This is a genomic window from Bradyrhizobium sp. (assembly GCF_017881085.1).
Taxonomy (GTDB): Bacteria; Pseudomonadota; Alphaproteobacteria; order Rhizobiales; family Xanthobacteraceae; genus Bradyrhizobium.
On the sequence record NZ_JADGRI010000177.1, the window covers coordinates 1 to 11,145 of the forward strand.

At 62.3% G+C, this 11,145-nt stretch carries 11 protein-coding genes; 8 read left to right on the plus strand and 3 right to left on the minus strand.

What is annotated here, in order from left to right; genetic code table 11:
* On the plus strand, positions 1-148 hold a 148-nt coding region (locus tag QZ213_RS17080), incomplete at its 5' end, for an SDR family oxidoreductase (protein WP_291687275.1).
* Positions 149-215: 67 nt separating this feature from the next.
* On the opposite strand, the gene QZ213_RS17085 is transcribed toward QZ213_RS17080, so the two are convergent.
* Positions 216-986 carry a hypothetical protein gene (locus tag QZ213_RS17085; protein WP_291687266.1) on the minus strand — a complete coding sequence of 257 codons (771 nt, stop codon included), beginning with the start codon at positions 984-986 and terminating at the stop codon, positions 216-218.
* Positions 987-1,164: 178 nt separating this feature from the next.
* Here QZ213_RS17085 and QZ213_RS17090 point away from each other — a divergent pair, with 178 nt between their 5' ends.
* The 7 genes from QZ213_RS17090 to QZ213_RS17120 all read left to right on the plus strand — a co-directional run bounded on the left by QZ213_RS17090 (position 1,165) and on the right by QZ213_RS17120 (position 10,305).
* A complete protein-coding gene (locus tag QZ213_RS17090; protein ID WP_291687267.1) occupies positions 1,165-1,902 on the plus strand; it encodes a hypothetical protein in 738 nt (245 codons plus the stop codon).
* Between the two features lie 153 nt (positions 1,903-2,055).
* Entirely contained in the window at positions 2,056-3,963 is a 1,908-nt protein-coding gene (locus QZ213_RS17095; protein ID WP_291687268.1) for a propionyl-CoA synthetase, read from the plus strand.
* 263 nt (positions 3,964-4,226) lie between these two features.
* Positions 4,227-4,409, plus strand: a complete 183-nt coding sequence (locus QZ213_RS17100) for a hypothetical protein (protein ID WP_291687269.1) — start codon at positions 4,227-4,229, stop codon at positions 4,407-4,409.
* A gap of 15 nt (positions 4,410-4,424) precedes the next feature.
* The gene (locus QZ213_RS17105; RefSeq protein WP_291687270.1) at positions 4,425-4,631 is read left to right on the plus strand and encodes a DUF6494 family protein; all 207 of its coding nucleotides are present in this window, start codon (positions 4,425-4,427) and stop codon (positions 4,629-4,631) included.
* Between the two features lie 246 nt (positions 4,632-4,877).
* Complete coding sequence (locus tag QZ213_RS17110; RefSeq protein WP_291566789.1) at positions 4,878-5,096, plus strand: alkylphosphonate utilization protein; 219 nt, start codon at positions 4,878-4,880, stop codon at positions 5,094-5,096.
* Between the two features lie 408 nt (positions 5,097-5,504).
* Positions 5,505-8,201 (plus strand): alpha/beta hydrolase fold domain-containing protein, encoded by a 2,697-nt coding sequence (locus QZ213_RS17115; RefSeq protein ID WP_291687271.1) that lies wholly within the window; start codon positions 5,505-5,507, stop codon positions 8,199-8,201.
* A 962-nt stretch (positions 8,202-9,163) separates the two neighbouring features.
* A protein-coding gene (locus QZ213_RS17120; protein ID WP_291687272.1) for an IS3 family transposase occupies positions 9,164-10,305 on the plus strand; the annotation gives its coding sequence in 2 pieces (ribosomal slippage) (positions 9,164-9,428 and positions 9,428-10,305; 1,143 coding nt in all).
* Here QZ213_RS17120 and QZ213_RS17125 read toward each other — a convergent pair.
* Together QZ213_RS17125 and QZ213_RS17130 are read right to left on the minus strand one after the other, a co-directional pair.
* On the minus strand, positions 10,302-10,697 hold the full coding sequence (locus tag QZ213_RS17125) for a hypothetical protein (protein WP_291687273.1): 396 nt from the start codon (positions 10,695-10,697) through the stop codon (positions 10,302-10,304). The two genes, QZ213_RS17120 and QZ213_RS17125, sit on opposite strands and share 4 nt — an antisense overlap.
* A 258-nt stretch (positions 10,698-10,955) precedes the next feature.
* A partial coding sequence (locus tag QZ213_RS17130) for a hypothetical protein (protein ID WP_291687274.1) occupies positions 10,956-11,145 on the minus strand: 190 nt, incomplete at its 5' end.

Below are 11,145 nucleotides of genomic sequence, written 5' to 3' on the forward strand. Positions count from 1 at the left end.
CGCGCGCGACGCGCAGGTGCCGATGGGTCACATGGGCGAAGCCTGGGACGTCGCCAATGCGGCGCTGTTTCTCGCCTCCGACGAGTCGAAATATGTCACTGGGATCGAGCTGGTGGTCGACGGCGGGATCACGCTGAAGATGAGTTAGTTGTTAGAACATTTCTCGTCGTCCCGGCGTTCGCCTTGCTTTCGCAGGGACGACGTACTGCCTCTTCCTATTGCGCCAGCGCCAATATGCCCCCCGCCAGGGAATGCCAGGCCGGCGTCATGCTGATCGGCCAGTTCAAGAGCTTCACCGCCACCAGCGCCGCGCCGCCGTAGATGTAAACGGGGTGCGGACGTCCGCGCGTGCGCCAGTCGGCGACGATCGCGACCACGAGCAGGAGATAGGCGACCAGCGCCGGGCCGATGGTGACGGGGACCGGAGGCGGACCGGGCGGTCCGGGAGGCGCCAGGAAGGTGAGAAACCAGCGCGCCACCGCCGCATCCAGGATCGAGATGCCGGCCAGCAGCATCAGGCGCTTGTGCGTTTCGGGCCGGCGCGTGCTGGCGATAGCGAGCGCAAATATCACCGCGAAGAACAGAATTCCGCTGAGCGGGACGATCGCAAAGGCGATTCCTTCATCGGTCTGCCCCATCGCCGCCGAACGCTTCATCGCGTTGACCGCCACCAGGAACCCGAAGATGGTCATCGCGGTCGCCAGCGACACGCCGATCATGCCCATCGTCCGATGCCGGGCTGTCCGCCCCGATGCGGCGAGCCAAGTCTGGAACGAAAAATACAGCGTCCAGGCGAAAAACAAGAGGCCATGGAAGTGAACCACGGGCGCCGAGGAGAACGATCCCGAAGCCAGTGGCAGCCAGTAGGTCGGCGCGAAGCCGAGAAAGGCGACGGCCGTGCAGGCCAGCGCCATGTGGAAATAGAAGTATCGCGCGGGTGCCGCAACGCTGACAGGCACGCGATGGTTGTCGATCATGGTTGTCATGCAGTTTGAGTCTTCGGAAGCCCGATATGGTTCAAAAAATTATTCGCAATCCGCCGTCTCCATCCGCGCTACTATTGCTTGACGAGCGCCTCCTCCATAAGAAAGGCGATTCTCCAGACAGAGTGATGCGGGGCAGAGTATGCGATTTTTTCCTGCAACGCTGATCCGAAATGCGGCCATGGCTGCTCTGCTGTGGGCTGCGCTGCCGCACGGCGCGTTCGCGACGGGTGCCGAACCCACCACCGACCCGCAGGCCGATCCCGCGCCTTGCCTGGCTGCGGCAGCCGCCAATGATTCCGACAAGATCGTCGACATTTGCGGTGCGCTGATCAACAACGAGAAGACGCAGCGCACCGATCGTATCAAGGCGCTGATCGCGCGCGCCGGCGCCTACGATCGCAAGGACCAGATCGACCGCGCCATCGGCGACTACGACACGGTGCTGCGGCTCGATCCCACGCTTGCCGACAGCTTCAACGCCCGCGGCGAGCTCTGGCGCCGCAAGGGCGACCGGCCCCGCGCGCTCGCCGATTTCGGCGCCGCGATCAAGCTGAACCCGAATCATGCGGCCGCAAGGGCCAATTACAAATCGCTGGCGCAGGAGCTGGAACGTCTGGGTGCGCTGATGGCGGTCTACAACAAGCCGAGTTTTGATTGCGCCACCGCGAGGCGTCCGGTGGAGAAGGCGATCTGCGCCAATCCCGAACTTGCCAATCTCGACCGCGAGATCAATGCCGTGAACGCCAAGGTGGTCCGCGCGGCGACCGCGAACAGCCCGCGCGCCGGCCGCGCCCTGCAGCGCGAACAGGACGAGTTCATCGCCCGCCGCCATGCCGCGTTCGGCCAGCCGGACTACGACCTGCAAAAGGCCATGCGGGAGCGGCTGGATCATCTCTTGGCGGTCGAGCGGTATTAGGGGCTTATCCCACCCCGCGGGGCCTTGAATTGACGCCAATGCAGGTGACAATGGTCCAAGAAATCGGCCCAAATTGATCTTGATCATGGCCGGGCCTGTTCCGGCCATCCACGGTTTAACGAGAAAATAAACGGGTTGAGCGGGAGCGACGCCATGAACATCCAGAGCAGCCGGTATCACGAGGTCCATGCCCGTTCGCTGGCCGATCCCGAGGGTTTCTGGGGCGAGGCGGCGCGCGAGATCGACTGGATCGAGCCGGCGAAAAAGGTGTTCGACCCCGCCATGGGCCTGTACGGCCGCTGGTTCGCCGGCGCCGTGGTCAACACCTGCTACAACGCGCTCGACCGCCATGTCGCGGATGGACGCGGCAACCAGCTCGCGCTGATCCACGATTCGCCGCTGGCGGGCACTGTTACCAGACTGACCTACGCCGAGATGCTGCACGAGGTGAAGACGCTGGCGGCAGTGATGCAGGATTTCGGTGTCGCCAAGGGCGACCGCGTCATCCTCTATATGCCGATGGTGCCGGAAGCCATGATCGCGATGCTGGCCTGCGCGCGGATCGGGGCGGTGCACAGCGTCGTGTTCGGCGGCTTCGCGGCCAAGGAACTCGCCACCCGGATCGAGGACGCCAAACCGAAACTGATCTTCTCGGCGAGCTGCGGGCTCGAGCCCGGCCGCATCGTGCAGTACAAGCCGCTGCTCGACGAGGCCATCAAACTCTCCAGCGAGAAGCCTGCGGCCTGCATCGTGCTGCAGCGGCCGCAGCAGGCTTGCGACCTCTTGGCGGGACGCGATCACGACTGGGCGGATTTGCGCGCCAAGGCCATCGCCGCGAAAAAATCCGCCGACTGCGTTCCGGTGCTGGCGACCGACCCGCTCTATATCCTCTACACCTCGGGCACGACGGGAAAGCCCAAGGGCGTGGTCCGCGACAATGGCGGACATCTGGTCGCGTTGAAATGGTCGATGTTCAATCTCTATGGCATCAAGCCCGGCGAGGTCTGGTGGTGCGGCTCCGACATCGGCTGGGTAGTCGGCCACAGCTACATCATCTATGGACCGCTGTTTCACGGCGCGACCTCGATCATGTATGAGGGCAAGCCGATCGGCACGCCCGACGCCGGCGCGTTCTGGCGGGTGATATCGGAACACAAGGCGGTGGCACTGTTCACCGCGCCGACCGCGTTCCGCGCCATCCGCAAGGAAGACCCGGATGGCACCTTGATCCGGAAATACGATCTGTCGAAATTCCGCACGCTTTTCCTGGCCGGCGAGCGCGCCGACCCGCCGACGGTAGAATGGGCGGAAGCGCAGTTGAAGGTGCCGGTGATCGACCATTGGTGGCAGACCGAGACCGGCTGGTGCATCGCCGGCAATCCGGTCGGGCTCGGCATCCTGCCGGTCAAGCACGGTTCGCCGACGGTGCCGATGCCGGGCTATCAGGTCGACGTGGTCGACGAAGCCACCAGGCCGGTTCCCGCGGGCACCATGGGCTCGATCGTGATCAAGCTGCCGCTGCCGCCGGGCTGTCTGCCGACGCTGTGGGAGCAGGACGAGCGCTGCCGGGAAGCCTATTTCACCGAGTTCCCCGGCTATTACAAAACCTCCGACGCCGGCTACAAGGACGAGGACGGCTATGTCTTCGTGATGGGCCGCACCGACGACATCATCAATGTCGCCGGCCACCGGCTTTCCACCGGCGGCATGGAGGAGATCCTCGCCTCCCATCCCGACGTCGCCGAATGCGCGGTGCTCGGCATCAAGGACGCCATCAAGGGCGAGGTGCCCTGCGGCTTCCTGGTGTTGAAGGCCGGCGTCAGCAGAAGTCCGATCGAGATCGAAAAGGAGATCGTGGCGCTGGTGCGCGAAAAGCTCGGCCCCGTCGCGGCGTTCAAGCTCGCGATCACGGTCGGCCGGCTGCCGAAGACGCGCTCGGGAAAGATCCTGCGCGGCACCATCAAGAAGATCGCCGACGGCGACCAGTGGGCGATGCCCGCCACCATCGAGGATCCCAAGGTGCTCGACGAAATCGGCGACGCGCTGAAGGGCAGGGTGTGAAGCCCCGATCGTCATTCCGGGTTCGATGCTTCGCATCGCCTCGGAACGACATCTTCCGTCATGCCCGGGCTTGACCCGGCTTGACCCGGGCATCCATCACACTTCAACTAACGCCTTGTTTTCGATGGATTGCCGGGTCAAGCCCGGCAATGACGAAATTGGATCACGGATGGAACATGCGACGTAACTCCGCACGACCCCTCATCGCTCTCTTGCTTGTCGCGCCGCTCCTTGCCGGCTGCCTCGAGCGGGGACAACCGACCATGGTCGATACCAGCGGCGACGACGACGCGTTCTGCCGCGCCAACAATGTCGCGCCCGGTTCGTCGGAATACATCGCCTGCCGCAAGGATCGCGACGTTCAGCGCGCCAATGCCAACGCGCGCACCGACCGCCGTCAGCGCGACCTCGGCGAGTACATGATGAACCATCCCGACCACCCCTAAACAGCGAGGGCCACCATGAACGAAGACGCCTTCAACGCCAGCCTGCGCAAATTCCTGAAGAAGGTCGGCATCACCTCGCAGCGCGAAATCGAAAAAGCGGTGCGCGACGCGGTCGCCGCCGGCCGTCTCTCGGGCAACGAAAAGCTGCCGGCCAAAATGGTCCTGACCGTCGGCGGCATCAACCTCTCGCACGAAGTTACCGACGAGATCGAACTCGGCTAGAGAGAGGCGGCTCTGCTTCCCTTCTCCCCTTGTGGGAGAAGGTGGCCGTAGGCGGCCTTCGGCCGCCGTTTTGATATGACGCCGATGCTTTGCATCGGCTATGCCAAGTCCGCGCGGATGAGGGGTTACGCTCTATCGATAGACCGGAACCCCTCACCCGTCTCGCATCTGGCGATGCGAGCCACCCTCTCCCACAAGGGGAGAGGGAAAAGGAGCGCTTCACGTTTTTTCTCAAAGGACACCCACATGGACATCAAGGTCAGGGATTCAAACGGCGCGCTGCTCGCCGAGGGCGACAGCGTCACATTGATCAAAGACCTCAAGCTGAAGGGCTCATCCACGGTGCTCAAACGCGGCACCGTGATCAAGGGCATTCATCTCACCGACAACGCGGACGAGATCGAGGGCCGTACCGACAAGGTCAAGGGGCTGGTGCTGCGCACGGAGTTCTTGAAGAAGGCGTGAGGCGCGGCACGGACCGCCGCTTCGCGCCAAAAGCGGACCGCCGCGAAGAAGGCTCAGGCGAAATACCCTCGATCACTCCGATCGCCCGATTGGCGGGATATGGGTGCCCGCCGGTCTCCAGCCCGCTCTTCCCAAAAGCTGCTGATATTCGGCCTCGTTCTCTCCAACCGCCTTTCTCGACAGATTGGTTGACTGAAACTCGAAGCGTCGTGATGCAGGATTCCGGAGACAGCCTGTGACGCAAATGGTGACAGCTGTCTCCCAAACGTCCCCGCCGGATCGCACTTGGGCCGTTTTCGAACGGGCAGTCGCTGCGCATGCGTCTACCGAAGATTGAAATTGGCCTGATGACAAACTGAGTGTGCGGCGATAACCTGCCGGCAAAATAAAACGCACGGGAGGAGTGGCATGCCAGACACAATGGTCGCAGCACGTGCTTCGGAAAAGACGGACAGCGCCAGGACGCAAGCGGTCGACGTTGCGGTGGTGGGAGCCGGCTTTGCCGGCCTTTATCTCCTGCATCGCCTGCGCAAGGCCGGTTTCACGACGGTAGCGCTGGAAGAGGCCGACGACGTCGGCGGCACCTGGTACTGGAACCGATACCCGGGCGCGCGCTGCGACATCCAGACCATCGACTACAGCTACACCTTCGATCCGGAACTCGATCGCGCCTGGAAGTGGTCGGAGAAATACGCCACTCAGCCCGAGATCCTGCGTTACCTCGGCTTCGTCGCCGACCGCTACGATGTGCGGCGCGACATCCGCTTTGGCACCAGGGTCACGGCGGCGAGCTGGGATCAGGGCGCGGAACGCTGGCTGCTTACGACCGATCACGGCGCTGCCGTTTCCTGCCGCTATTACATTATGGCGACCGGCTGTCTGTCCTCGCCCAAGCCGCCCGAGATCGATGGCGTCAAAGATTTCAAGGGCGAGGTCTATTTCACCAGCCGCTGGCCGCACAACGAGGTCAAGCTCGCCGGCAAGCGCGTGGCTGTCATCGGCACGGGATCGTCGGGGATCCAGTCGATACCGCTGATCGCCGAGCAGGCGGCCGAACTCACAGTATTTCAACGCACCCCGAACTTCGCCCTGCCCGCCCACAATGGTCCGGCGCCGGCGGACCGCGTCGCCTTGCTGGAAGGCGACAGCGCCACGTATCGCGAGCAGGCCCGCTGGTCGCTCGCCGGCGTGCCGCTGCCGCAACAGACCGAAGTCAGCTGGCAGCTCAGCGATGCCGAGCGCCGCGAGCGCTTCGAGAAGGCGTGGGCGGCCGGCGATCTCGTCTACATGCTGACCCAGTTGTGGGCCGACCAAGGCGTCGACGTCGACGGCAATGCGCTGCTGGCCGATCTCTTGCGTGAAAAGATCCGCGGTCTCGTCAAGGATCCTGCGACGGCCGAGGCGCTGAGTCCGCACGATCACCCGTTCGGATCCAAGCGTCCGTGCCTCGATACCAATTATTACGCCACATACAACCGTCCCAATGTCACGCTGGTGAACCTGCGGCAGGAGCCGATCAAATCGATCACGGCCTCCGGCATCAGGACCGACAAGCGCGCCATCGACGTCGATGTCATCGTGTTCGCCACCGGCTTCGACGCCATGACCGGTGCCATCATGGCTATTCATCCGATCACGGGACGTGACGGAAAATCGCTGTCCGACGTCTGGGCCCATGGCCCGCAGACCTATCTCGGATTGGCCGTGTCGGGCTTTCCCAATTTGTTCATGATCACGGGTCCCGGTAGCCCCTCGGTGCTGTCGAACATGGCGGTCTCGATCGAGCAGCATGTCGACTGGGTGGTCGACCGGCTGGTCGCGATGCGCGAGGCCGGCTTCACAACGATCGAGGCCACCGAGGCGGCGCAGGACGGCTGGGCGCGGCACATGGCCGACTGCGCGACGCTGACGCTGCACCGGCTGGCCAACACCTGGTACACCGGCGCCAACGTCCCCGGCAAGCCGCAGGGCGTGATGCCCTATACCGGCGGAGTCGGTCCCTACCGCAGCATCTGCAACGAGGTCGTCGGCAAAGGCATGCTGGGCTTCAGGCTCAAGGGCCCCGGCGTTGCCGAACAATGCAACGACGGCGAGGTCGTTCGGCTGCAGCCGGACGTCCGGCTCGTGCTAAACATGCTGGAGGAAATGAAGCTGCCGGCGATCGAGTCGCTCGGCGCCCAGGGTGCGCGCGACTTCGTCACGGAATTCAATGCCGGCCGTCCCGCCGGCCGGCCGGTCGGCGAAGTCGTCGACGGCACGCTACCGGGCGCCGACGGACCGCTGCCCTATCGTCTGTACCGACCGGCGACGCCGGGGCCGCATCCCGTCGTCGTCTATTTCCACGGCGGCGGTTGGGTGCTAGGCGACGAACAATCCGACGATCCGTTCTGCCGCGACATGTGCCGTCGCAGCGGGATGATCTTCGTCAGCGTCGGCTACCGGCATGCGCCCGAACACCGTTTTCCGGCGGCGGCGGAGGACGGCTTGGCGGCGACGCGCTGGATCGCCGCGCACGCGGCCGAACTCGGCGGCCGGCCCGGGCCGGTGCTGGTCGCGGGCTGGAGCGCCGGCGGCAACATCGCCGCCGTCACCTGCCAACTGGCGCGCGACCGCGGCGGTCCCGAGATCGCGGGCCAGTTGTTGCTCTGCCCCGTCACCGACTGCGCGGTGGAGCGGCCGTCCTACACTGACAATGCGACTGGCTACTTCCTGACGCGCGCGCTGATGTACTGGTTCAAGGACCTCTACTGCTCGCCGGCCGACCGCAGCGATCCGCGCGCCTCGCCGCTGCACGGCAAGCTTTCGGGCCTGCCCCCGGCATTGGTGGTGACCTGCGAGTTCGATCCGCTGCGCGACGAGGGCGTCGCCTATGCCGAGGCCTTGGCCGCGGCCGGTGTGCCGGTCCAGCAGATCAAGGCGCGCGGCCACTTCCACGCCTCCTTCACCATGGTTGACGTGGTGATCACCGGAGTCGGCGGCCGCATGGAGATGGCCGACGCGTTGCGCCGGTACGCTGGGCTTCCACCTGGAAGAAAACAAGGTGACGAGGGTCTTCGACCGGATCGAACTGCCTCACCGCACGAAATCAATGCGGCTGCAGGGTAGCAAGCAAGGAACAACAAACTCCTTGGCTGGGTCCAGTCGGCGATTTGGCTCGGTCGAGCGCTCTCGAGGGGGGAGCGAGTGCGCTCGGGTCCTTGTGTTCCGCCGAAGGCTGCTACGCACGGTAGCGCGGTATTATGGCGCAAACGCCACAAGAAATTTGACCGGCCATCGCTACGTCTCCCGCAAAGGAGACGACCATGGCAAGACGACCAACAAGAGACCCCTACGCCAGACCGGCGATACAGACCCTTGAGCGGCTTCATTCCGAGCTAGGCGGCCAGATACTTGAGAACAAGCAACAGCACGCCAACCTGGCTGAGCAGATGCGGCACGTTGAGGCCGTCATCAAGATGCTGGACCCCGGCTACACCTGCGGGCCATGTCAGTGAAGCGACGGAAGGCGAACCCGTGGTTCAAGCGAGGCACGATCTACCGCCGCGCCGTGGATGTTCTCAGGGCGGCCACAGAGCCGTCGATGGCGCGGGAGATCGCGGAGGGTCGTGGGCAGCCGCCAACATAGAGAGTCCCGACAAGGACGCGCTGGCGGACCTTACGGGGTCCATTCTGTCCAGCCTGCGGAATTATATGACGGCAAAGGCGTGCAGCGCACCAATGAGGGCAGTCCGTCGCGATGGCAGCTATCGCGAATCACCTGAGGCGCTATAAGCCTAGCTAGAAATCGGTCAACTAAATGAATTGTCGATTGTGCACAACGGCTTACTTACATACACCTATCCAATTGAGATTCCTTGAATATTCTGATACAATTTATATGTAGATAGCGGAGGAGAACGATGTCTGTTTCGGCGCTATCCGCGGCAAAAACGCTTTGCATTCTTCGAGATTGGTCCATTTCGAATCTCGAATTGCAGAAGATATTGTACCTCGCTCATATGTACTGATCTGCCCCCTTTGAAGTGGTCCTCCCTGAAGTATGGTTTTGACCATGGAGGACGAGATCAATGGCGAGGAAGAGGCATACAGCGGAAGAGATCGTTGCGAAGCTGCGACAAGTCGATGTGCTGATCGCGCAGGGCCGGCAGGTTGCCGACGCGGTCCGCTCGATAGGCGTAACGGAAGTTACATATTATCGGTGGCGGAATGAGTACGGCGGCCTGAAAGGCGATCAGGTGAAGCGGCTGAAGGAGCTGGAGATCGAGAACAACCGCCTGCGGCGAGCGGTCTCGGATCTGACGCTGGACAAGCTGATCCTGTCAGAGGCCGCAAAGGGAAACTTTTAAGCCCCTCCCGCCGCCGCGCGTGCGTGGATCATGTGACGGCCGAGCTTGGCATCTCCGAGAGACGGGCATGCCGGGCATTGGGCCAGCACCGATCAACGCAGCGAAAGATTCCAACGACACCCGATGACGAGGCCGCGCTGACTGCGGACATCGTCGAACTTGCCCGTCAATATGGCCGCTACGGATATCGCCGGATCACGGCGTTGTTGCGTCGAGCCGGCTGGACGGTGAACAAGAAGCGTGTCGAACGGATCTGGCGATGCGAGGGGCTGAAAGTGCCCGCCAAACAGTCTAAACGCGGGCGTCTCTGGCTCAACGACGGATCGTGCATCCGGCTGCGGCCGGAGCGACCCAACCATGTCTGGTCCTATGACTTCGTTGCTGATCGCACCCATGATGGAAAAGCATTCCGGATGCTGTGCATCATCGACGAATACACCCGTGAGAGCCTGATGATCCGCGTGGCGCGGAAGCTAAAGGCCACCGATGTCATCGAGGCACTCTGCGAACTGTTCGTCTCGCGGGGTATTCCTGCGCACATACGGTCAGATAATGGCCCTGAGTTTGTCGCCCAGTCTCTGCGCGATTGGATCGCTGCCGTGGGAGCCAAGACCGCCTACATCGAACCCGGGAGTCCGTGGGAAAATGGCTATTGCGAAAGCTTCAACGGCAAACTGCGCGACGAACTGCTCAACGGCGAGATCTTTTACACATTGAAGGAGGCAAAGATCGTGATCGAAAATTGGCGGCGCCACTACAATAAGGTGCGTCCGCACTCATCGCTGGGATATCGACCGCCAGCACCCGAAGCACTCGTCTGGCCAGCCCCAAAACTTGTGGCGCAGACGCCGGCTCTAAACTAACATTCCAAACGGACCACTTCGTGGGGGCCGGTCACTACCGCTATTCCGGAAATGCCTTTGGAGTCGAGGTTTGTATGGGTCCATTCGTACGCTTTAGTAAGGCCCCTCCATACGAGAAAGAGATAGCCAGCATAAAGAATAATCACATAATAGAACGAATAGCCTGTTCGAACTGCGTCGCTTTCGCCGCGAAGTCTTTGTAGCACCCAGGCGATCAGCGTCGCTTTAACGATGATCAAGAACCAGAGGAACTCACTGAACTGGTTTGTCGGCAAATAGAATGCAGAGATGAAACCGCATAACCATGGTGCAACGACAGTGGCAAAAACCATCGATATGATTGCGGTTGCTTGTATGCGGTGACGAAGCTTCTTTTTTTCTTCATCATTCATCAAAGCTCCATCGCCATACATATAGTCTTCGTTGAAATACTGGGCGTACAAGCGGTCCGAATGGCCGGAAGGAAAGAAATGAAGTAGATTGGCACATACGCCACGCCGGTTATCTTGCGAAAGATTGCCGGCAGATCGAACAAAAGATACGTGGCCAGTACAGGCACAAGCGAAATCTTATACGTCCAGATATCCGTTAGGAATCCCGCAAATCTATCCACCGTAGCCCCCAAAAAGCGCTCTTAGAATTCTGTGCTTTTACTCCGCCGCCTCGCTAGCCCCACTCTTCCTCGGCTTCCCCGCCTTCGCCAGCACCGGCGCCAGGAACTTGCCGGTATAGCTCCGCGGTGCCTTGACGATATCCTCCGGCGGGCCCCAGGCGACGATTTCGCCGCCGCCGTCGCCGCCTTCGGGGCCGAGGTCGATCACCCAGTCGGCGGTTTTGATC